The 22,204-nt window shown below is 69.2% G+C and carries 20 protein-coding genes; 12 read left to right on the top strand and 8 right to left on the bottom strand.

From position 1 onward, the window contains the following. The first annotated feature begins 16 nt into the window (after positions 1–16). From IB228_RS08145 to IB228_RS19780, 4 genes are all read left to right on the top strand, one after another. A complete protein-coding gene (locus IB228_RS08145; RefSeq protein ID WP_192198042.1) occupies positions 17–790 on the top strand; it encodes an ABC transporter ATP-binding protein in 774 nt (257 codons plus the stop codon). Beyond that, entirely contained in the window at positions 787–3,231 is a 2,445-nt protein-coding gene (locus IB228_RS08140) for an ADOP family duplicated permease (RefSeq protein WP_192198041.1), read from the top strand. Before IB228_RS08145 ends, IB228_RS08140 begins: the two co-directional genes overlap by 4 nt. Before the next feature lie 36 nt (positions 3,232–3,267). Further along, the gene (locus IB228_RS08135) at positions 3,268–4,665 is read left to right on the top strand and encodes a sigma-54 dependent transcriptional regulator (RefSeq protein WP_192198040.1); all 1,398 of its coding nucleotides are present in this window, start codon (positions 3,268–3,270) and stop codon (positions 4,663–4,665) included. Positions 4,666–5,476: 811 nt separating this feature from the next. Next, positions 5,477–5,956: an ATP-binding protein gene (locus IB228_RS19780; RefSeq protein WP_203323654.1), complete on the top strand. Its 480-nt coding sequence runs from the start codon at positions 5,477–5,479 to the stop codon at positions 5,954–5,956. A gap of 10 nt (positions 5,957–5,966) precedes the next feature. Here the strand turns inward: IB228_RS19780 and chrA are convergent, their stop codons facing one another. From chrA to IB228_RS08115, 3 genes are all read right to left on the bottom strand, one after another. After that, positions 5,967–7,193, bottom strand: a complete 1,227-nt coding sequence (chrA, locus tag IB228_RS08125) for a chromate efflux transporter (RefSeq protein WP_183639354.1) — start codon at positions 7,191–7,193, stop codon at positions 5,967–5,969. A gap of 688 nt (positions 7,194–7,881) precedes the next feature. Beyond that, the gene (locus tag IB228_RS08120; protein WP_192198039.1) at positions 7,882–8,838 is read right to left on the bottom strand and encodes a hypothetical protein; all 957 of its coding nucleotides are present in this window, start codon (positions 8,836–8,838) and stop codon (positions 7,882–7,884) included. 53 nt (positions 8,839–8,891) lie between these two features. Beyond that, positions 8,892–9,803 carry a LysR family transcriptional regulator gene (locus IB228_RS08115; protein ID WP_183639352.1) on the bottom strand — a complete coding sequence of 304 codons (912 nt, stop codon included), beginning with the start codon at positions 9,801–9,803 and terminating at the stop codon, positions 8,892–8,894. A gap of 124 nt (positions 9,804–9,927) precedes the next feature. Here IB228_RS08115 and IB228_RS08110 point away from each other — a divergent pair, with 124 nt between their 5' ends. Together IB228_RS08110 and IB228_RS08105 are read left to right on the top strand one after the other, a co-directional pair. Continuing rightward, positions 9,928–10,794, top strand: a complete 867-nt coding sequence (locus IB228_RS08110; protein ID WP_192198038.1) for a pirin family protein — start codon at positions 9,928–9,930, stop codon at positions 10,792–10,794. Between the two features lie 82 nt (positions 10,795–10,876). Then, the gene (locus IB228_RS08105) at positions 10,877–11,557 is read left to right on the top strand and encodes a hydrolase (RefSeq protein ID WP_183639350.1); all 681 of its coding nucleotides are present in this window, start codon (positions 10,877–10,879) and stop codon (positions 11,555–11,557) included. 271 nt (positions 11,558–11,828) lie between these two features. Here the strand turns inward: IB228_RS08105 and IB228_RS08095 are convergent, their stop codons facing one another. Together IB228_RS08095 and IB228_RS08090 are read right to left on the bottom strand one after the other, a co-directional pair. Further along, on the bottom strand, positions 11,829–12,302 hold the full coding sequence (locus IB228_RS08095; RefSeq protein ID WP_192198037.1) for an SRPBCC domain-containing protein: 474 nt from the start codon (positions 12,300–12,302) through the stop codon (positions 11,829–11,831). After that, positions 12,295–13,173 carry an EamA/RhaT family transporter gene (locus tag IB228_RS08090; protein WP_192198036.1) on the bottom strand — a complete coding sequence of 293 codons (879 nt, stop codon included), beginning with the start codon at positions 13,171–13,173 and terminating at the stop codon, positions 12,295–12,297. Before IB228_RS08090 ends, IB228_RS08095 begins: the two co-directional genes overlap by 8 nt. Before the next feature lie 265 nt (positions 13,174–13,438). Here IB228_RS08090 and IB228_RS08085 point away from each other — a divergent pair, with 265 nt between their 5' ends. The 4 genes from IB228_RS08085 to glnE all read left to right on the top strand — a co-directional run bounded on the left by IB228_RS08085 (position 13,439) and on the right by glnE (position 18,390). Next, positions 13,439–14,347 (top strand): CsgG/HfaB family protein, encoded by a 909-nt coding sequence (locus tag IB228_RS08085; protein ID WP_225562353.1) that lies wholly within the window; start codon positions 13,439–13,441, stop codon positions 14,345–14,347. A 115-nt stretch (positions 14,348–14,462) separates the two neighbouring features. Continuing rightward, positions 14,463–14,741 (top strand): DUF493 family protein, encoded by a 279-nt coding sequence (locus tag IB228_RS08080; RefSeq protein WP_183639346.1) that lies wholly within the window; start codon positions 14,463–14,465, stop codon positions 14,739–14,741. After that, positions 14,729–15,397, top strand: coding sequence for a lipoyl(octanoyl) transferase LipB (lipB, locus tag IB228_RS08075; protein WP_328805223.1), 669 nt, complete (start codon positions 14,729–14,731; stop codon positions 15,395–15,397). Before IB228_RS08080 ends, lipB begins: the two co-directional genes overlap by 13 nt. 182 nt (positions 15,398–15,579) lie before the next feature. Continuing rightward, positions 15,580–18,390, top strand: coding sequence for a bifunctional [glutamate--ammonia ligase]-adenylyl-L-tyrosine phosphorylase/[glutamate--ammonia-ligase] adenylyltransferase (gene glnE / locus IB228_RS08070; protein ID WP_225562321.1), 2,811 nt, complete (start codon positions 15,580–15,582; stop codon positions 18,388–18,390). Between the two features lie 97 nt (positions 18,391–18,487). Here glnE and IB228_RS08065 read toward each other — a convergent pair whose 3' ends face one another. From IB228_RS08065 to IB228_RS08055, 3 genes are all read right to left on the bottom strand, one after another. Continuing rightward, positions 18,488–19,468 (bottom strand): hypothetical protein, encoded by a 981-nt coding sequence (locus IB228_RS08065; protein ID WP_192198034.1) that lies wholly within the window; start codon positions 19,466–19,468, stop codon positions 18,488–18,490. A 104-nt stretch (positions 19,469–19,572) separates the two neighbouring features. Continuing rightward, a complete protein-coding gene (locus IB228_RS08060; protein ID WP_192198033.1) occupies positions 19,573–19,956 on the bottom strand; it encodes a nuclear transport factor 2 family protein in 384 nt (127 codons plus the stop codon). Between the two features lie 83 nt (positions 19,957–20,039). Next, positions 20,040–21,023, bottom strand: coding sequence for a mitochondrial fission ELM1 family protein (locus tag IB228_RS08055; protein ID WP_343227060.1), 984 nt, complete (start codon positions 21,021–21,023; stop codon positions 20,040–20,042). 233 nt (positions 21,024–21,256) lie between these two features. Here IB228_RS08055 and IB228_RS08050 point away from each other — a divergent pair, with 233 nt between their 5' ends. Both IB228_RS08050 and IB228_RS08045 read left to right on the top strand, forming a co-directional pair. Beyond that, positions 21,257–21,832 (top strand): YceI family protein, encoded by a 576-nt coding sequence (locus IB228_RS08050; protein WP_141455456.1) that lies wholly within the window; start codon positions 21,257–21,259, stop codon positions 21,830–21,832. 169 nt (positions 21,833–22,001) lie between these two features. Continuing rightward, a complete protein-coding gene (locus IB228_RS08045) occupies positions 22,002–22,199 on the top strand; it encodes a zinc-finger domain-containing protein (protein WP_141455457.1) in 198 nt (65 codons plus the stop codon). Positions 22,200–22,204 lie beyond the last annotated feature (5 nt).

Below are 22,204 nucleotides of genomic sequence, written 5' to 3'. Positions count from 1 at the left end.
TTTCCCAGGAGCCCCGATGAATATCGCCGTCCCACCTGCTTCCGCCATCCCCGCATCGCTGCTGCGCCTGCAGCACCTGGGCAAGGTTTTCCATACCGACGAGGTCGAAACCCACGCCCTGTCCGACATCGCGCTGGACATCGCCCAGGGCGATTTCGTCGCCATCACCGGTCCTTCCGGTTGCGGCAAGTCCACGTTGCTGTCGATCCTGGGCCTGCTGGATGCGCCCAGCCGCGGCGAGTACTGGCTCAACGGGCGCAATGTCGCCGACCTGGATGCGCGTGGCCGCGCGCGCATCCGCAATGGCGAGATCGGCTTCATCTTCCAGGCGTTCAACCTGATCGCGGATCTGACCGTGGAAGAGAACGTCGCCCTGCCGCTGACCTATCGCGACGGCTTCGGCCGCGCCGACATCACCCGGCGGGTGCGCGAAGTGCTGGAACTGGTCGGCATGAACCACCGCACCCGCCACTATCCGGGGCAGCTGTCCGGCGGCCAGCAGCAGCGCGTGGCGGTGGCGCGCGCGCTGGTGGGGAACCCGTCGATCCTGCTGGCCGACGAACCCACCGGCAACCTCGACAGCCGCAACGGCGAGGCGGTGATGCAGTTGCTGGAACAACTGCACGAAAACGGCACCACGCTGTGCATGGTGACCCACGATCCCGCGTTCGCGCGACGCGCGACGCGCATCGTGCACATGCTCGACGGCCGCATTGTCGACGAGGACACCTTCGAGCGGCTGCGTCATGAGCGCGACATGGCGTTGCCGGGACTGGAGGCGGTGTCGTGAGCGCGGCGATCCTGTGGAACGAGGCGCGCCAGTCCTGGCGCGGCCTGCTGCGCCGGCCCGGCTACCTGCTACTGGCGGTGCTGACCCTGGCGCTGGGCGTGGCGACGACCACGGCGGTGTTCTCGCTGCTGGACCAGGCGCTGCTGAAGCCGCTGCCGTTTCCGCAGCCGGATCGGCTGGTCACGCTCGGCCAGTACTTCGACGGCGAGCGCAACTCGGCCGCGCCCGGTTACTACGCACCGGTGCGGCGCATGCGCAGCTTCGCCTCGACCGGCATGCTGCGGAGCTGGGCGATCAACACCAATATCGCGCGCGGCGACGAGGGGCGTGTGGTCGGCTCCCTGCTCGTGGATCGCGGCTTCCTGGACACGCTGGGCCTGCCGATGGCGCTGGGCCGCAACTTCAATGCCGAGGAGGACCGGGTGAACGGCCCGCAGGCGGTCATCCTTAGCCATGCGTTCTGGACGCAATACTACGGCGCCGATCCCGCCGCGATCGGCCAGACCCTGCAGGTGGAAGGCCGCGCCGCGCAGGTGGTCGGGGTGTTGCCGGCCGCGTTCCGCTGGCCGGTGCAGTTCGACATCCTGCTGTCGATGCAGCCGGACCTGGCCAGCACCAATCTGTCCACCAATGAGCAGATCATCGCCCGGATCAAGCCCGGCATCAGCGTGGCCGAAGCCTCGGCGGAAACCGGCGCCGTGCTCGGCGCGCTGCTTCGCCAGAACCCGCGGATGACCGAGGAATGGCAACGCCACCTGCTCGAATTTCCGCCCAACGCGCTGCCGCTGAAGGGCAGCGTGTTCGCCTCGCGCACCGGCAATACCCTGTGGCTGTTCTTCGGCGCGGGCGCGTGCGTGCTGCTGATCGCCGCGATCAACCTGGCCAGCCTGATGCTGCTGCGCGCGCTGGGCCGCAGCCATGACAGTGCGGTGCGTCTGGCGCTCGGCGCGCCACTGGCCCGGTTGGGCCTGCCGGCGCTGGCCGAGGGGCTGTTGATTGGTCTTGGCGGCGCGCTGGTCGGCATCGCGTTGGCCTGGCTGGGCCTGCGCCTGATGGCCGGCTGGGTGCCACCGGAATGGATCCGCGGCGAAGCGGCCGCCTTGACCGGCACCAGCGTGGGCTTCGCACTGCTGGCCGGCGCGGCCACCGCGTTGCTGGCGTCCGTGCTGGGACTGCTGCGCGTGCGCGGCTTGCAACTTACCCGCGAACTGGTCGGCGGCGGGCGCGCGGGCTGGAGCCGCGGCGCCGGCCGGCTAGGCCGCGGACTGGTGATCGCGCAGGTGGTGGTGGCGGTGGTGCTGCTGATCGGCGCCGCCCTGTTCACCCGCACCCTGCAACGATTGTCCGAGGTGCCGATGGGGTTCGAGAGCCGCGCGGTGACCATCTTCAGCCTGGCGCCGATCCGGGAACGCCACGCCGAAGTCGGCTCGATGGTCGAGCAGACCGATCGCATCGTCGAACGGCTGCGGCGGTTGCCCGGGATCGCCCATGTCGGGGCGGGCAGCAACCCGCCCACGGCCACCCAGTTGAACTGGAGCTACGTGCTGCCGGACGGACGCTCGATCAGCGCGCAGTACCGCTTCATGACGCCGGATTTCTTCAATGTGTTCGGCATGCCGGTGCTCGCCGGCCGCGGGATTGGCGAACAGGACACCGCCGGCGCCGAGCGCATCTGTGTAGTCAGCGCCGCGTTCGCGCGCCAGTACCTGGGTGATGCGCCGCTGGGAAAAATTGTCGCCATCGAGGACGACGGCGAGGATCGGCGCGTGCCGATGCGGGTGGTCGGGGTGGTGGGCGACGTGCGCCAGTTCGGCCCGGCCGAGCCGGCGCCCCCGATCGTCTACACCCCGCTGGCGCAGCTGCCCCCGAGCGCATGGCGGATCATCCGCGGATTCGGCGGCCTCACCTATGCGCTGCAGTCGCGCGCCGGCAACACCGCCGGAAGCGCCGAACGCGCGTTGCGAGAGGCGATCGCCGAGGTCGCGCCGCAGCAGCCGATCTCCGATCTGGATGCGATGGACGCGGTGGTCGCGTCCACCACCAGCGAGCAGAAGCTCAACCTGCTGCTGGTGGGCCTGTTCGCCGGCCTGGCGCTGCTGCTGGCGGCGGTGGGCCTGTACGCGGTGATGGCGACCGCGGTGGCCGCGCGCCGGCACGAATTCGGCGTGCGCGCCGCGCTCGGCGCCGATCCGCGCCGGCTGCTGCGGCAGGTGCTGCGCGAGGCCGGTCTGCAGATCGCCATCGGGCTGCTGGCGGGACTGGGCATCGCGATGGCGATGTCGCGGTTCCTGCAGCGCTACCTGTTCGAGGTGCAGGTGGCGGACCCGCTGGCGATCGGTGCGGTGGTGGTGGCGCTGGCGCTGGCCGGCCTGCTGGCGGCGCTTTCGCCGGCGTTGCGGGCGGCGCGGGTGCCGCCGATGCAGGCGCTGCGCAATGAGTAGCGCCCGCGCTCCGGCGCGGACGCTAGACTGGCGGTGATGAGCACCGTGCCGACTTCCCGTCCGTCCCCCAGCGCCCGCATCCTGGTCGTCGACGATCAGCCCGACGTGCGCGAGGCGCTGCGCATGCTGCTCAAGAGCGCCGGCTACGGCATGGTCGGCGCGGAGTCGCCGGAGATCGCGCTGGGCTGCCTGCGCGGCGACGAATTCGCCGCCGTGCTGGTGGACATGAACTACCGCCGCGACACCACCTCCGGCGAGGAGGGCCTGGCGCTGGTGGAGCAGATCGCCGCGCAGTGCCCCGGCCTGCCGGTGGTGGCGATGACCGCCTGGGGCAGCATCGAACTGGCGGTGACGGCGATGCAGCGCGGCGCGGTCGATTTCATCGAGAAGCCGTGGCAGAACGCGCGCGTGCTGAACGTGCTGGAAAGCCGCATCGCGCTGGATCGCAGCCGCCGCAGCGAGCAGCGGCTGGGACAGGCGCAGGCGCTGCTGCTGCAGGAGGCCGGCGACGACTTCATCGCCGAATCGCCGGTGATGCGCCGCCTGCTGGAGGATCTGGCGCGGATCGCCGAGAGCGACGCCAACCTGCTCTTGCTGGGCGAGAACGGCACCGGCAAGAGCCTGCTGGCCGGTTTCGTGCATCGCGGCTCGCGGCGCGCGGCGCGGGCCTTCGTCAAGGTCAACATCGGCGGCATCGCGCCGACCCTGTTCGAGGCCGAACTGTTCGGCCACGTGCGCGGCGCCTACACCGACGCGCGCCAGGATCGCGCCGGCCGGTTCGAACTGGCCGACGGCGGCACCCTGTTCCTGGACGAGATCGGCAACCTGCCGCTGGACCAGCAGCCCAAGCTGCTGCGCGCGATCGAGGAAGGGGAATTCGAACGCCTGGGCTCCTCGCAGACGCGGCGGGTGGACGTGCGCGTGATCGCCGCGACCAACGCGGATCTGGAAAGCGAAGTGGCGGCCGGCCGCTTCCGCCAGGATCTGCTGTACCGGATCAACACGTTCCAGGTGCGGGTGCCGGCGCTGCGCGAGCGCGGCGAGGACATCCTGCCGCTGGCGCGCCATTACCTGTCCGCCGCCTGCACCCGCTACCGCCGCCCGGTGCCGCGCATCGGGCGCGACGCCGAACGCGCGCTGCTCACCTACCCGTGGCCGGGCAATGTGCGCGAACTGTCGCATGTGATGGAACGCGCGGCGCTGCTGGCCGACGAAGGCGTGCTGGACGCCGCCGCGCTGCGCCTGCCCGGCGCGGCGGAGCCGCGGCTGTCCGAACGCATGACCCTGGAGGAAGCCGAAGCGCTGCTGCTGCGGCGCGCGCTGGCCGATCAGGGCGGCAACCTGCAACGTGCCGCCGACCAATTGGGCATCACCCGCCAGAGCCTGTACCGGCGGCTGGAGAAACACGGCCTGCGTGGCGATGAGAACGCCTGAGCGCGGACGCGCGGCGTGGCTGGTCGCGCCGTCGATGCTGGCGCTGGCGGCCGTGCTCGCGCTGGGCACGCCGGCGCCGCGCGAGGCCGCCCTGTTGCTGATCTGCGTGCTGGCGCTGACCGCGATCATCTGGCGATTGCAGCGATACGCGGATGGACGCCGCCTGCGCACCCTCGACGGCCTGCTGGAATCGTTGCGCGAAGGCGACTACAGCGTGCGCGGCGCGGCTTCCGGTGGCGGCGGGCAGATTCAGGTGATGGGCCGTTTCAACGCGCTGGCGCAGCGCCTGCAGGACGAGCAGCGCGACTCCCATGAGAGCCTGCAACTGCTCAGCAAGACCCTGGCCGCGCTGGACGGCGCGGTGTTCGCGTTCGAGCAGGGTGACCGCCTGCGCCTGATCAATCCCGCCGGTGAACGCCTGCTGGGCCGTCCGGCCGCGGAACTGCTGGGACAACGCGCGGACGCGCTGGGGCTGGCGCCGTTGTTCGATATTCCGAATGGCCGCATCCACCCGCATGCCTTTCCCACCCAGCAGGGGCGCTGGCAGATCGGGCACGCGTCGCTGCGCAGCCGCAGCCAGGCCGGCCGCCTGCTCGTCCTGCAACCGATGGAACGCGCGCTGCGCGACGAGGAAGCGCAGGCGTTCCGCCGCCTGCTGCGCGTGCTCAGCCACGAAATCAACAACTCGATGGCGCCGATCGCCTCCATGGCCGATACCCTGGCGCGCATGTTGCCGCCGGAAGGCGCGACGCTCGACCCCGAGGCGCGCACGGACCTTGCCCGTGGCCTGGACCTGATTGAACAGCGCAGCCTGGCATTGCAGCGTTTCCTCGGCGGCTATGCGCGATTGGCCAAGCTGCCCGAACCGCAACCGGCCAGCGTGCCGTTGGCGCCGCTGTGCGAGCGCGTGCGCCGGCTGGTCGACGAACGCATCCAGGTCGAGGTCGCACCGCAACTGCGGGTCGTCGCCGATGCCGATCAGCTGGAGCAGGTGCTGATCAACCTGCTGCGCAACGCGGTCGAAGCCGGCGGCAGCGCGCCGGTCGAGTTGTGCGCATGGGCGGAAAACGGACAGGCGCGCGTGCAGGTCAGGGATCGCGGCGAGGGGCTGCCGTCCAGCGACAGCCTGTTCGTGCCGTTCTTCACCACCAAGAGCGGCGGCTCCGGCATCGGCCTGGTGCTGTCACGCCAGATCCTGGAAGCGCAGCAGGGCAGCCTGGAGCTGTTGTCGCGCGCACCGGAGACGGGCACGGTGGCGGAACTGCGGTTGCCGTTGGCACAAGACGGCTGACGTCTTCCCGCTAGGGCCGCGGCAGTCCCGCCGCCAGCCATGCCGCGCCCAGGCACATCGCCAGCACCCACAGCGCGGATCGCCGCACCCGCGCGGCGATCAGCAGGCCCAGCGCGACGATGCCCACGTCGACGGGCGTGCCCACCGCGTTCTTCCACAACGGGTCGTACAGCGCCGCCGCCAACAGGCCCACGACCGCCGCGTTGATGCCGGCCACCATCCGCGCCAGCCGCGGACGCGAGGCAATCCGCGTCCAGCCAGGCAGCAGCGCGATCAGCAGCAGGAAACCCGGCAGGAAAATGCACAGCAGCGCCACCGTGGCGGCCAACGGACGGGCGACGCCGGCATCCACACCGGCGCCAAGAAAAGCCGCCAGCGAAAACATCGGTCCGGGCATCGCCTGCGCGGCGCCGTAGCCGGCGAGGAACTGGTCCGCGCTCAACCATCCCGGCGCCACCAGCTTGGCTTCCAGCAATGGCAGCACCACGTGGCCGCCGCCGAACACCAGCGCGCCGGACTGGTAGCTGGCCGCCGCCAGTGCATCCAGTGTCGGTGCCTCGCCACGCGGCCAGAACGCCCATGGTAACCCCGCCGCGAACAGGACCAGCGCGATCGGCGCCAGCCAGCGCGGCACGAGCGGAGCCGGGCTGCTGCCCGCCGGCGCCGGCGGGCAGCACCACGCGCCTGCGATCGCGCCGAGGCCGATGCCCGCCAGCTGCCAGATCGGATTGCGGGCCAGCAACACCAGCACGGCGATCGCGGTCGCCAGCGCGATGCGGCGCGGGTCCGGGGTGAGCGTGCGCGCCATCCCCCACAGACCGTGCGCGACCACCACCACCGCGACCAGCTTGAGGCCATGCACCAGTACCAGCCCGAGGGGCGTCGTGGTCGCGCGCGGCGCATGCAGCGCCAGCCAGTACATCAACAGCGCCGAGGGCAGGGTGAAGCCGAGGAACGCCGCCAGCGCCCCGCGCCAGCCGCCGCGCAGCCAGCCCAGCGCGAAGCCGAGCTGACTGCTCGCCGGGCCCGGAAGAAACTGGCACAGGCCCACCAGACCGGCAAACGCGTCTTCGTCCAGCCAGCGCCGCCGCTGCACGAATTCGGCGCGGAAGTAGCCCAGATGCGCCAGCGGCCCACCGAACGAAGTCAGCCCCAGCCGCAGGAACACCAGGAAGATCGCGATCGCGCCCGAGGGCGGCGCATGGGAACCGGTGGGCGATGGATGGCTCAAGGACATTCCTTCAGGACGGCGCGGCGCATGGAGATCGGACAGGCCACCATGATCCAACATCGCCGCGATGACCCGATGATGGCAATTCCCCAAACGCGTGTAGGAGCGACGTAAGTCGCGACCGCTTCCCGGGGGGGCACTGAACGTCACGGTCGCGACTTACGTCGCTCCTACGGGGAAGGAACGCCTTGATTGAAAGATGGATCACTTGCCAGCCATCGCCTTTGTCCGCTCCACTCAAGCCAACCTGCCATTGTGGGAGCGACGTCAGTCGCGAGCTTTTCCGCAGATGCCACGAGTCCCGTTTTCGCAACCAGCGTCGTTCCCGCAAGCGTGCGCGATCACGGTTGTAGGAGCGACGTAAGTCGCGACCGCTTCCCGGGGGGGCACTGAACGTCACGGTCGCGACTTACGTCGCTCCTACGGGGAAGGAACGCCTTGATTGCAAGATGGATCACTTGCCAGCCATTGCCTTGTCCGCTCCACTCAAGCCAACCTGCCATTGTGGGAGCGACGTCAGTCGCGAGCTTTTCCGCAGATGCCACGAGTCTCGCTTTCGCAACCAGCGTCGTTCCTGCAAGCGGGCGCGATCACGGTTGTAGGAGCGACGTCAGTCGCGACCGCTTCCCGGGCGGCATTGAACCCCACGGTCGCGACTAACGTCGCTCCTACAAGGAAGTGTCGGGCGTGCCGGTCAATGCGCGGACGCTTCCATCCACCATGCCGGCGACCAGCTGTAGTCGTACAGCGGGCGCGCCTCGCGCGGCTGGTAGCCGGCCTGTTCGAACTCCCGCTGCCAGTCCACAACCGGCTGTTCCCAGTTCGAGGGCGCGACGCCACGGCGCAACTGGCCAGCCAGCATCGGCGCGAGGAAGCCATGTGCGATCAGCGCCGAATCCTCGCCATACTGCGCCAGGCAACGTTCGTAGCGGCCGGCGACCGAATGGAAGTACGCGGGCGTGCCGTGCGCCAGCGCGGGTACGTCGAATTCCACCACCACCAGCGTGTCCACGCGCGGCCGCAACGCGCGCAGCGCGTCCACCCGTTCGGGGGGCGGCAGCGATTGCAGCGCGAAACTGGACTGCGCCAGATCCCAATGGTCGCCCTGCGACAGCCCCTGTACGAAGGCCTGCAAGGTGACGCCGTGCAGCTGCAGCCGTCCTTGCGCGTGGGCGCCGGCGAACTGTTCGGCGAACAGCGCCGCCAGCGCATCGCGCAGGCCGTCCTGCGGTTCTATCACGTCGATGCGGTCAGGCAGCCGCGCGCCGGCACGCAGCGCCGGCAATAGCGCCATGCCATCACCGGCGCCGATATCGAGCAGCCGATGCACCACTGGCCGCGCATGGCGTTCGGCCATCGCCTGGCTGACCGCCGCGTACAACGGCACGTTGTCGCCACCCCGGATGAAGGCCTGGAACGCGGCGTGCGCCGCGTAGGCGTGGTCCGGGCCTTCGCCGGCCAGATGCCGCAGCAGCGCGGCGGCCATGCGCGATCCCCGCGCGTCCGCTTGCCGAAGCAAGGGCAGGGCGGTGGCGGGACGCTCATCGGCGATGGCGGCAAAGGCATCGGCCAGTCGCGTGACGGCTTCGCCATCGACATCGGACTTCAGCGCGCCGGAGAGGTCGTGGCGTGGTTCGGCGGGGTTCGACATGCGTGCGGAGAAGGCGGAAGACCACGCGATTATGCCGAGCCGCGCGTGGTTGGTCAGTCTTCCTCCAACGCCAGGAAACGCTGCGCGAGATGGTCGATCAAGTGGCGCACCGACGGTACCAGCCCACGCCGCGACGGGAATACCGCGTGGATGATGCCCTGCTTGGGCTGCCAGTCCGGCAGCAATCGGATCAGGCGTCCGTCGGCGAGTTCGTCGCACATCACCATGGTCGGCAGCAGCATGATGCCGACCCCGGCGACCGCCGCCATGCGAATCGCGGTCATGTCGTCGGTGACCAGGCGGGGTTCGTGATGGACGGTGGCGAGGGTGCCTTCGCGATCGCTGAATTGCCAACTGTGATCGCGGTGGAACGGCCCGAGATCCAGGGTGGGATACCGCGCCAGGTCCGCCGGCGTGGCCGGTATCGGGCTGTTCTCGAAAAGACGCGGATTGGCGGCCACGTTCCAGCAGCGCTGCGCCAGCACGCGGATCACCAGATCGCTGTCCTCCAGCGGCGGCGGGCGCACGCGGATCGCCACGTCCACGCCTTCACCGACCACATCGACGCGACGGTTGGTCGCGTCCAGCAACACCGTGATCTTGGGATTCTCCGCCATGAAGTCGGCCAGCATCGTCCCGACCCGCGCATGCAGCAACGCCACCGGACAGGCGACCCGCACCACGCCGCGCGGTTCGGAGCGGGTGAGTTCGATCGCCTCCTGCGCGGCCTCGGCCTCCACGATCATCGCCTTGCAGTGGCGGTAGTAGTCCTGGCCAATCTCGGTCACCGAAAAACGGCGGGTGGAGCGCTGGATCAGGCGCACGCCGAGGCGCTCCTCCAGCAGCGCGATGCGCCGGCTGAGCTTGGACTTGGGCACGCCGAGTGCGCGCCCGGCGGGGGCGAACCCGCCGTGGTCCACCACCTGGGCGAAGTAGAACAGGTCGTTGAGGTCGGTCGGAACCATGCCAGTCATCGTTCACCTGGTAGGACTCTGAGGATAAATCCCGCCGACTACCGGGTCCATCGTTCCGGGACTAACGTGGCGCCCATCGCAAATCAAGCCCGGTCCGCCCGGGCGGGAGCCCACCATGAAGAAAGTCCTCGGCGTCTACGGCGCCCCGCGTCCCCACTGGGTCGGGGACGGTTTTCCAGCCCGTTCGCTGTTCTCCTACCAGGCCCACGGCAGCCACCTGAGCCCGTTCCTGCTGCTGGACTATGCCGGCCCGTACCGGTTCGAACCGACCGAGCATTGGCGCGGCGTCGGCCAGCATCCGCATCGCGGTTTCGAGACGGTGACCATTGTCTACGAGGGCGAACTGGAGCACCGCGATTCCTCCGGCGCCGGCGGCCGGATCGGTCCGGGCGACGTGCAGTGGATGACCGCCGCTTCCGGGATCCTCCACGAGGAATACCACTCGCCGGATTTCGCCCGCACTGGCGGCACCCTGGACATGGTGCAGCTGTGGGTGAACCTGCCGGCCGGCGCCAAGATGTCCGCGCCGGGTTACCAGACCCTGCTGGATCGCGACATTCCGTCGATTGCGCTGCCGGAAGACGCGGGGCGGTTGCGGGTGATCGCCGGACGCCATGGCGATCACCATGGCCCGGCGCGCACTTTCACGCCGATGGATGTGTGGGATGTACGCCTGCAGCAGGGCCACGGCACCACCTTTGAAGTCGCCGAGGGGCGCACGCTCGCGCTGGTCGTCCTGAAGGGCGCGTTGCGCGTGAACGGCAAGCAGGCCGCGTACGACGCCCAACTGGTCGTGCTGGATCGCGATGGCGCCGACGTTTTTGTCGAGGCCGAGGCCGATACGACCTTCCTGCTGCTCAGCGGCGAACCCATCGAAGAACCGATCGTCGGCTATGGCCCGTTCGTGATGAACACCCAGGACGAGATCGTCCAGGCCATCGAAGACTTCAACCGTGGCCGTTTCGGCCGGATCGCGCAGTAGTCCCGAGGGGCGCCCGCAGCGCGGGCGCCTTTTCCTTCCCGCGGGCGGCGACGCCCGTCCTCCCCCAACCGGAGTGTTTCCCATGAGCCTTCCCGCCAACTTCAACGGCAGCAAGCCGATTCTCGATCCCGCCAATGCCGCGATGCTGCTGATCGACCACCAGAGCGGCTTGTTCCAGACCATCGGCGACATGCCGTTCACCCGCGTGCGGGCGCACGCCACCGCGCTGGCGCGGATGGCCACCCTGGCCGGTCTGCCGGTGATCACCACCGCCTCGGTGCCGCAGGGCCCGAACGGCCCGCTGATTCCGGAAATCCATGCCGCCGCGCCGCACGCGCAGTACGTGGCCCGTCGTGGCGAGATCAACGCCTGGGACAACCCCGACTTCGTCGCGGCGGTGAAGGCGACCGGTCGCAAGCAGCTGATCATCGCCGGCACCATCACCAGCGTGTGCATGGCGTTCCCGTCGATCGCCGCGGTGGCAGACGGTTATCAGGTTTTCGCCGTGATCGACGCTTCCGGCACCTATTCGAAGATGGCCGAGGAAATCACCCTCGCGCGCGTGGTCCAGGCCGGCGTGGTACCGATGGACACCGCCGCGGTCGCCTCCGAACTGCAGAAGACCTGGCACCGCGACGACGCGCAGCAATGGGCCGAGATCTATACCCAGATCTTTCCGAACTACCAGTTGCTGATCGAAAGCTACATGAAGGCCCAGGACGTGCAGAAGAACCACGAAGCCCTGGATTCGCAGCGCGCCTGAGCGCCTGCGACCCGGCCGATCCGGCGATGGCCGGTTCCGCGCTTCCGCATCGCGATGCCGTCCTCCTCCCCGCGGCGTCGCGGTGCATCCCCCGGCGGTGCCGGACCCTCCACAGGAGCCACCAGCCGGTGCAGGTAAATTCCATCGCTTCGATGGATCGCCAGTTGCTGGTCAACAACATCGTCGGTGCGTCCCCGGCATCCAATTCTCCTACGATCGCAGCGAGTAAGCGGTTCCGGGGTGGGCGGGACGGGCGGGTGGCCCGTTCCGCTCATTCACGGTCCAGGCCCTCGACGTAGGCCTTGAGCACGTGCAGGGTGCCAGCCCAGTAGAACGTGGTGTGGTGGAAGATGGCATCCGTGGGAAATCCGTGCGCGGCCAGGGTCAGGCGGGTGCCGCCGTTTTCTTCCGCCAGATCGAAATGCAGGTGCGTCTGGTTGGCCGGTTCGTCCGCCAGTCCCGACAGCGAGCTGAGATAGCGATAGCCCAGCGCGTGCGGTGGATCGAAAGCCAGCACCACGCCGCGATTCTCGAACGGCACGTGATGGAAGCCCCGGATGGTGATGGGAGCGCCGATCCGCCAGTTCGTCGCCACCGAAATCCGTAGTTCGGGTTCGCCCATCCAGCGCGGCAGGTGCGCGGGGTCGGTGAGCGCGAGCCAGACCCGCGCATTGGAGGCGTTGACGTAGACGTGATCGGTCCATTCACCGGGCACCGCGTCGTCGGACCGTGCCGTGTCATCCATGTGCGAGGCTCGCGGCAATCAGCGCCACCGACACGATCGCCAGCCCGATGCCCAGCCAGTTGATCCGGCTGAGCCTTTCGCCGAAGGCGAACGTGCCGACCAGCGTGCCCAGCACGACCACGCCCAGGTTCATCGTCGCGAAAACCACCGCCGGATGGCCGGGCAATGCCTGGTGGGCCTTGATGTAGAACAGGATGTTGGCGAAGTTGCAGGCACCGACCAGCAGGCCGGCGAGCAGCGCGCCGGCTTCCATCCGCGCCTGTCCGCGCAGCACGCGCGCGCCGTGCACCGCGATCATCAGCAACAGCGCACCGGCAAAGGCCACCGCGAGCGAAGCGGCGAACGGGGTTCCGGCCATCGCGATGCGCTTGAGCAGGATGTCGACCGCGGCGTAGCCCAGCAACACGGTCAGCGGCAGCAGCCAGCGCGCCCGCGCCACGGCGGTGCCGCCATCATCGCCCGCGCGGGGGCGCGAGACGATGCCGGCGATCGCGATCAGGCCCAGCAACAGCCCGGCCAGCTTGCCGGCATCGGCGGTTTCGCCGAAGAACAGGAAGGCCGCACCCAGCGAGACCACCAGCGACAGCCGCTGGGCCACGTCGGTGCGGGCGATGCCAGCCGCGCGCACCGACGCGGCCATCGCGAGGAAGATGCCCGGCAGCAGGATCACCAGCAATCCCAGCGCCAGCCAGGGCGTGCCCGGCTCCCGCAGGCGGGCTAGAGGCGGGTCCAGGGTGGCCAGGCACAGCGCCAACGCCGCCACGTAGTTGCCCAGGATCACCGGCACCATGCCCAGTCCGCGCCGTTGGGCCAGTTTCAGCAGCACCCCGACCAGTACGCTGAACAGGACGCTGATGATCAAGAAGGACATGCGCGGGCCGATAGGGAGGGGCGGCGATTATCTCCCGGTGGCCGGGCGTGCGCCGGATTCGCGTTTCAGGACCATGATCCCGGTACCAATGGGTCATGGAAGAAGGTCTGCATTCGCTTATCATCGCGGCTTCCGCGGGCTGCCATTCGGATGGTTGCGGCGGAACTCAGGGGAGGGGCCCGACGGCCCCGCAATGTTTCAACCAAACAGGGATTGATTTTTCATGTTGAAGATTTCTTTGAAGCAGGCCGCGCTGGCGGCCTCCATGCTGCTGATCGCCGTGCCCGCCTTCGCCGCCAAGAGCGCCCAGGACACGCGCAAGGAAAAAGTCGCGCAGATTCCGACCTGCACCAAGCCGCTGGGCACCATCTCGGTGATCGAGCCGGAAGACGTGGTGAACTGGTGGACCGGCCAGCAGCTGCCGGCGCCGTCGCGCCTGATCAAGGTCTTCGTCAACAAGTCGCGCTGCTTCACCCTGGTGGATCGCGGCGTCGGCCTGAATGCCGCGATGAGCGAGCGCGCGCTCGCCGCCGACGGTGAGCTGCGCAACCGCTCCAACATCGGCAAGGGCCAGATCAAGGCGGCCGACTACGTGCTGGTGCCCGACCTGATCTCGCAGAACTCCAACGCCAGCGGCAACGCCATCACCGGCCTGCTGGGCGGCCTGATCGGCGGCACCGCCGGTGCCGTGGTCGGCGGCCTGAACTTCAAGAGCAAGACCGCCGACGTGGTCCTGACCCTGACCGACGTGCGTTCGTCCGAGCAGGTCGCGATGGCCGAAGGCAACGCCAAGAAGACCGACATGGGTTGGGGCGCCGGCGGCGGCCTGTTCGGCGGCAGCGGCGTGGGCGCGGCCGGCGTGGGCGGTTACGCCAACACCGAGATCGGCCAGGTCATCACCCTGGCCTACCTGCAGGCCTACACCGATCTGGTCACCCAACTGGGTGGCGTGGCCGAGAACGCTTCGGCCGCCAGCGCCCAGCAGGCGGTCGAAATGACCAAGCCGGGCCGCCTGTTCGCCAACGCCAAGGGCACCGGCAAGGCCGTGCGCGATCTGGAGCCGGGCATGATGCTGTACCCCACCGGCACCAAGGAAGGCGTGATGTGGGAAGTCGAGGACGAACTCGGCAACAAGGGCTGGGTCTCCTCCACCCTGGTGCAGCTGGCCCGCTGAGGCCCGCGCCGCACCTGACGCACCGGAGGCCGCGGGAAACCGCGGCCTTCGCGTTTTCCGGGGCCGGCGGGGCCCGCGCTTGGTTTTCACCCGGACCGGCCCAATAATTCCCGCCATGGAAATCAAGTCCGACAACCCCGAACACGGCTTCCAGTTCCCCGGCACCTTCGAACTGAGCGCCATGGGCACCGCCAACGCGGGCCTGGAAACCGAACTCCCGAAACTGCTGACCCAGGCCGGCGTGGAAGTGATCCACGAGGACATCACCTGGAAGCACTCCGCCAACGGCAAGTACGTGTCCGTGCGCATCGCCTTCCAGGCCGCCAGCCGCGAACAGTTCGACGCCGCGCACGAAGCCCTGCGTTCGCATCCGGAAGTGAAGTGGACGCTGTGAGCCGTCCGTGCGTGGTGCGTGAACTGGGACGCCAGCCCTACGAGCCGGTGTGGCGGGCGATGCAGCGCTTCACCGACGCGCGCGACGAACAGACTCCCGACGAGCTGTGGCTGGTCGAGCACGATCCGGTATTCACCCTGGGCCAGGCCGGCAAGCCGGAGCACGTGCTGGCGCCCGGCGACATCCCGGTGGTGCAGGTGGATCGCGGCGGCCAGGTGACCTATCACGGTCCGGGCCAGATCGTGGCCTATCCGCTGTTCGACCTGCCACGGATGAAGGTCGGCGTACGCGATTACGTCTGCAAGATCGAGCAGGCGATGATCGACACCGCCGGAGAATGGAACATCCACGCCGAACGCAAGTCCGGCGCGCCTGGGGTGTACGTGGCAGGCGCCAAGATCGGCGCCCTCGGCATCCGCGTGCGCCACGGCCGCACCTTCCACGGCCTGGCCTTCAACGTCGCCATGGACCTGTCGCCCTGGCACCGCATCAATCCCTGCGGCTACGAAGGCCTGCAGGTCGCGACCCTGTCCGATCTCGGCGGCCCCTCGGGGCTGGAGCAGGTCAAGCCCGTCCTGCTGGAAAAACTGGCCGCGCAGTTCGGCCTGGACCTGCAACCCGAAACCACCCTGCCGGATCTCTCGCTGGCCGCCTGACAAAGCGAAGGCTCCCTGTAGGAGCGACGTCAGTCGCGACCGCTAACCGTGCCTTCCCGCTTCTTCCCATGACGCGCATGCCCTTGGGGGAAAGCACGGGTTTGCTTGCGCATCAGTTTTCCGGTCGCGACTGACGTCGCTCCTGCAAACAAAGCCGGGACGGCATGCCACAATCCGGCGATATGGATGACAACGCCCCGGTTTCCGACACCGATCTCGAAGCGCTGATCGAACGCGGCCTGGCCCGCCTGCGCGAATCCTCGCCCGCCTCGGCCGAACTGCTGGCCGATGCCGTCCGCGCCGCGCGCGTCGGCAGGGTGATCCTGGCCAGCGACTTCGCCCTGGAAACCCTGCGCCGCCAGCCGGATCGGCTGGAAGCCCTGTTGCGCGACGATGGCGCCGCGCCGACCCCCGCGCCGATCCTGGCCGCCGATGAATCCGGACGCTGGCAGGAACAACTGCGGCGCTACCGCGCCGCCGAATCGACCCGCCTGATCTGGCGCGACGTGCTGGGCCTGGACGACGTCGACGCCATCCTCGCCGGCAGCACGCGGCTGGCGGAGAACTGCCTGCGCATCGGCCTGGAAGCGCTGGAAGCCGAATTCGCCCAGCGCCATGGTGTCGTGCGTGCCGCCGATGGCAGCGTGCAGCGGCTGGTGGTGTTCGGTCTCGGCAAGCTGGGCGGCGGCGAGCTGAATTTTTCCTCCGACGTGGATCTGGTCTACGCGTTCCCGCACAACGGCGAATCCGACGGCGCGCGTTCGCTGGCGGCGGAAGACTACTTCGCCCGGCTCGGCCAGCGCCTGGCCAAGCTGCTGGACGAACCCACGGTCGATGGTTTCTGCCATCGGGTGGATTTGCGCCTGCGCCCGTTCGGCAATGCCGGACGGGTGGCGCTGTCGTTCGCCGGCATGGACCAGTATTTCCAGCGCGAGGGTCGCGACTGGGAACGCTACGCCTGGCTGAAGGCGCGCGCGGTGGCCGGCGACATCGAAGCCGGCGAGCGCTGGCTGGAGAGCCTGCGCCCGTTCGTCTACCGCCGATATCTGGACTACACCGCGCTGGACGGCCTGCGCGAGATGAAGGCCGCGATCGCCGCGGAAGTGGCGCGCCGCGAACTGGCCGACGACATCAAGCGTGGTCCCGGCGGCATCCGCGAAATCGAATTCCTGGTGCAGGCGCTGCAACTGATCCGCGGCGGCCGCGAACCGTCGCTGCGCGAGCGCCGGCTGATGCCGGCGTTGCGCGCGCTGGTCGCGACGCGCCAGGTGGTCGAAGGCGATGGCGCCGCGCTGGGCCAGGCGTACCGCTACCTGCGCCGGCTGGAAAACCGCCTGCAGATGCTGCGCGACGCGCAGACCCATGCCTTGCCGGACAACCCGCTGGATCGCGAGCGCATCGCACGCGGGCTCGATTATCCGGACTGGCCGACGCTGCTGCTGGTACTGCAACGCCAGCGCGATCGGGTGGCGCAGGAATTCGCCGAGCTGCTGGCGCCGCGCCGCGGCCAGGCCGAGCCCGGCGTGCTGGAACACTACTGGCGCGCGTTGCCGGAGGGCGGCGACGAATCCGCGCTGGCCGACGCCGGCTTCGCCGACGCCGCCACTGCCGACGGAGCGCTGCGTGATTTCGCCCGGTTCTCCGGCGTACGCGCGCTGTCGGACGGATCGCGCGCGCGACTGGATCGGGTGGTGCCCGCGCTGCTCGGCGCGGCGGCACGCTCGGCGCAGCCGGATGCCGCGCTCAAGCGCGTGCTCGCGCTGCTGCAGGCGATCCTGCGTCGCGCCAGCTATCTGGCGCTGCTGGACGAACAACCCAGCGCGCTGGCGCGGCTGGTCGACGTGCTGGCACGCAGCGCGCTGCTGGCCGAACGGCTGGCGCTGTATCCGCTGCTGCTGGACGAACTGCTCGACGCGCGCGTATCCGGCCCGCTGCCGGACAAGCAGAGCCTGCAGGCCGAATGCAACCGCGCGCTCGATGGCGGCGATGCCGAGTCGACCCTGCGCGAATTGAACGAACGCCGGCTCGCGCTGAGCTTCCGCATCGCCATGGCCGCGCTGGATCGCCGCCAACCCGCCCGCGAAAGCACCCGCCAGCTGGCCTGGCTGGCCGATGACGTCGTGCGCGTGGTGCTGCGCACCGCCGAGGAGGAGGTCGCCGCCGCGCACGGGCGCGTGCCGCAGGGACGCTTCGCGGTGATCGGCTACGGCAGCCTGGGGGGCGAGGAGCTGGGCTTCGGCTCGGATCTGGATCTGGTGTTCCTGTACGACGCGCCCGCCGACGCGCAGTCCGATGGCGCGCGTCCCCTGGAAGCCGGACGCTGGTACGCGCGGCTGGCACAGAAGATCGTGGCGCTGCTCGGCGCGGAGACCGGTGCGGGGCGGCTCTACGACGTGGATGTGCGCCTGCGCCCGGATGGTGCCAAGGGCCTGTTGGTATCGTCACTGGCCAGTTACCGCGAATACCAGCGCGAGCGTGCCTGGACCTGGGAACACCAGGCGCTGGTGCGCGCGCGCGGTGTCGCCGGTGACGAGGTGCTGCAGCAGGATTTCGAGGACATCCGCGACACCACCTTGTCGCGGATGCGCGATACCGCGCAGTTGCGCGATGACGTGGTGAAGATGCGCCAGCGCATGCGCGCGGAACTGGATCGCAGCGACGCCGCGCGTTTCGATCTCAAGCAGGGCGAGGGCGGCCTGGTCGACCTGGAGTTCCTGCTGCAGTACCGCGTACTGCGTGAATCGGGCGCCGCACCTGCGCTGTTGACGCCGCGCAACACCGCCTCGCTGATCGCCGCGCTGCTGGCAACCGGCCGCATCGACGAACCGACCGCGCAGGCACTGACCCAGGCGCATACCGTGTTCCTCGCCGAAGGCCTGGCCTGCACGCTGGACCGGCGCCCGCGGTTGGTGCCGGAGACCGCCGCCATCGCCACCGCCCGCGCCGCCGTGCGCCACGTGCTGGCGGCCCACGATCTCGATTTCGGCGGGTAACCCTGTGGTGTTGTGCAGGAGCGACGTCAGTCGCGACCGTAGTCTCCGTACCGCCGGTATCTCCGGTCGCGACTGAGGTCGCTCCTACAAAAACAGCTCATTCCCCCGCATAAAACCCCGACCGTTCCAGGAACGCCTCCACCTTCGCGCCATCGCGATAGTCGAGCTCGATGATCTCGGCCAGCGCGCGTGACTGGTCGGGTGCGCGCTGGTAGTAATCGCGCATGATCGCGTAGCCGATGTAGTAGCCCAGATCGCCCGTGCCGTAGGCATTGCCCGGGCCGTTGTAGAGCCAGCCGCTCCAGTCCGTGGCGCGCATCTGCGCTCTGAAATCACGCTTGAGCGTGGCTTCGTTGCGTGGTCCGTAACGCATGTACGGCTGCGCGGGTACCTGGCCGGTAATGCGCTCCGCGACGAAGTCCGCCGCGCCTTCGTACATCGCTTGCGCCAGCAGGTTGGCGCCGGGTCCCTTCTGTTGGGTGTGCACGTACTCGTGCACGTTGAGCAGCACCAGCTGCGTGCCCGGCTCGCTGCGGAAATAGACGCCCAGCGCCCTGGACATGCGCTCCGGCAGTTCGGACACATCGGTCCGCGGATCGCCGCCGGCGATTTCCGCGCCAATCAGCACCTTGTCACCGAGCGTGGTGCCGCTGGAGCGCAGGCAGCCGATGGCGAAATAGATCCGGGCCGGCCGCAATGCCGGATACAGCTCGCGGAAGCGGGCGATAGCGGGCGCGAACTCGCCGCCGCGCGCCGCCAGCGCCAACGATCCGGCGCGCACCGAGCCCCAGAACTTCGGATAGCGCCGGATCGCGTCCAGATAGCAATCCGCGTTGTAGCCCTTGGCCTGCATGAACGCCTTCAGGCCCGCGCTGCCGGGATCGAGGAACTCCCGTTGCAGGATCCGACGCCGGTCCGCATCGTCCGTTGTGGCGACGATGCGGTCGTACGCGGTCCAGAAGCGATCGACGTCGGCCGATTCGACTCCGCCGGCACCGCCATCGCTCCGCCCCAGCCCGGGCAGGGCCAGCATCATCAGGCCCAGCAGCAGGGCGCCCAGGGCGTGTACGTAGCGCATGCCTTCACCCTCGTCGCCGGAAAACAGGAACCGGTTGGATGCGTCGGGCGGGCAGGGCGTTTAAAGCGGCCGCCGACGGCAATCCTGGCCATCGGTGGAGGCACTCAACTGAAATCGGCCAGATGGTTGATGCGAGCACCGGCGAAGCCGAACTCCGAACGTCCCTTCAACGCCAGTTCGGTACCGGCGGCGGGGCCGCCGGGGACGTCCTGGGCGAGGGTGCCTCGATAGTCGATCTCCACGATCGTCCGCTCGGGATCGAAACGCCATGATGTCACCCGCTGTTCGCGGACGGAGAACAACCGCCGCGATTGCTCGGCGAGCGCGCGAAAGGCGTCGCGCCCGTCGGTGGTGGTGGTGAGCACGCCGCCGGCATGGTTCTCGAAGCGCACGTCGTCGGACAGCAGCGCGACCATGCCGTCGATATCGAAGGCGTTGTAGGCGGCGATGTAGCGTTCGACCAGGGCCTGCTTGTCGGCATCGTTCATGGGAACACCGCGTGGGGGAGGAAGGCCCACTTTATCCGCCACCGCCGTGATCGCGCTGTTTCCTTGATGTGGGCCGTTTCCCGTCAGCCGACGGAACCGCCCAGCCGTTCCCGCAGCAGGCCGGCCACGCGCGCGGTTTCGCGCAAGGGCTCGACCGCGAACGGCGCCAGCTTCCCGTCCATGGCGCGGATCCGGCCGCTGGCCAGCAGCGCGTCGAGGAACCGGCGCGGCCGTCCGCTCACGCGCGGCGGATCGAACACGAATACCGGCACGCGGGTGGCGCAGGCTTCGGAGATCATGTTGACCGAATCCGGCGAGCACACGATGCGGTCGGCCCAGGCCAGCAGCCCCGGATAGGGGTTGGGACCGTCGGCGTCGTCGATCCAGGTCAGTCCCGGCGTTTCGACGAAGCGGTGGCGCAGCGCGTCGCGGACCTGCGCGTCGGTGCGCCGCGAAGCGGTGATCAGCAGGCTGCCGCCATCGCGGGCGAGCATCGCCTCCAGCCGGCCGGCCAGCACTTCGAAGGCATTGCGGTCGAAGCGGGCATGCGCACTGCTGCCGCCCAGCAATACGGCGGTGCGCGGTCCCGGCAGATCCGCGAACGCGGCAAATCCGCTGCGCGCCTGCGCCAGCCAGGCGTCGTCGATGGGGTTCAGGCCGCCCTGCACGGTGAGGACGTTGGCGCCGGCCAGGCCGTCATGCGCGGGCGCGATCACCCAGTCCCACAGCGACGGGTCCAGCCGCGGATCCAGGATCTGCACGACCCGGCTGCCGGCCGCGCGCAGCATTCGGGTCGCGAGCGCGGCCTGCCGGCCGCAGCCGATGGCCAGCCGCGGGGGGGCGGCCAGCGCGGCCCGGAACGCGGACCCGAACGCACCCGTGTCCCCGGGCAGCCGCCGGGGCGCCCACCAGCGCCAGGGCGCGCTCGTCCGCAGGACCAGTGCCTCGTGCGGTGCCGCCTCCAACGCGCCGGCCAGGGCCGACGCCTGGCGGACGTTGCCCGCATGGCCGTCAGTGAGGGTCCAGAGGCGGTCGGAAAGCAGGGTGGGGCGGTCTGTTTGTTCCACCTGTCAAAACAATCCGTTCCGGAGCAGCCGGATGATCGCCAAAGTCGGGACACTCTACACTGGCCGGGTTGTGATTCGCGCGGTCGGGCGAATCCGACGTGCCCGATCCCGCCTCCTTTCGGATGAACCTTTTCCCCGGGTCTTCCGCCGGCCGTCGGTCATGTCGCCCGCCTCGACCCCGCCTTGACGAAGCCTGACGTATTCGACTGACCACCACCCCCGGAGATTCCACCATGCGCAAGACCCTGTTGATTGCCGCCCTGTTCGCGTTCGCCGGTTCCGCGTTCGCCGCCCCGGTCACCTACAAGATCGACCCCAACCACACCGACGTGATCGCGCAGTGGAGCCACTTCGGCTTCTCCAACCCGAGCGCGCACTTCGGCAAGGCCGACGGCACCATCGTCTATGACGCCGAGAACGTGTCCGCGTCGAAGGTCGAGGTGACCCTGCCGCTGTCGGGCCTGAACAGCTTCGTCGCCGATTTCGACGAGCACCTGCGCAGCGCCGATTTCTTCGACGCCGCCAAGTTCCCGGCCGCCACCTTCAAGAGCACCAAGGTGGAAGCCGCCGGCGAAGGCAAGCTCAAGGTCACCGGCAACCTGACCATCAAGGACATCACCAAGCCGGTGGTGCTGGACGTGACCCTGAACAAGGCCGGCGAGCACGCCATGGCCAAGCGCGCGGCGATCGGCTTCGACGCCACCACCACCGTCAGCCGCACCGAATTCGGCGTGGGCAAGTACGCGCCGGCGGTCAGCGATGAAGTGAAGCTGCGCATCACCACCGAAGCGATGGTGCCGAAGGAGTAAGTCTCCCCGGGGCCGGTGCCCCTCCCTCCCCCGACCGGCCCACCCGCGCCGTCCGGTTTCCGCCGGGCGGCGTTTCTTTTTTTCGCCGGCCTTGTCCGCGGCGCGCGCACGGGCCCGGTTTCCCCACCGGTGGTAAACTTCCCCGGTTCCCCCGAATCGCATCGCCGCCATGAGCCAGACCGCCACCGCGCCCGCCAACGCCGAGAAGCGCTACACCGTGCATCGCGCCGACCTGCCGTTGAGCTGCCCGCTGCCGTCGATGGCGCTGTGGAACTCGCATCCACGCGTGTACCTGCCGATCGAGGATGCGCCGGGCGGCGAAGTCCAGTGCCCGTACTGCGGTTCCCACTTCGTCCTCGCCGACTGATTCCG

This window comes from Pseudoxanthomonas sp. PXM04 (assembly GCF_014851695.1).
Lineage (GTDB): Bacteria > Pseudomonadota > Gammaproteobacteria > Xanthomonadales > Xanthomonadaceae > Pseudoxanthomonas_A > Pseudoxanthomonas_A beigongshangi.
Note: the sequence above shows the minus strand (reverse complement) of the source record. Positions and strands in the feature narration are given on the sequence as shown.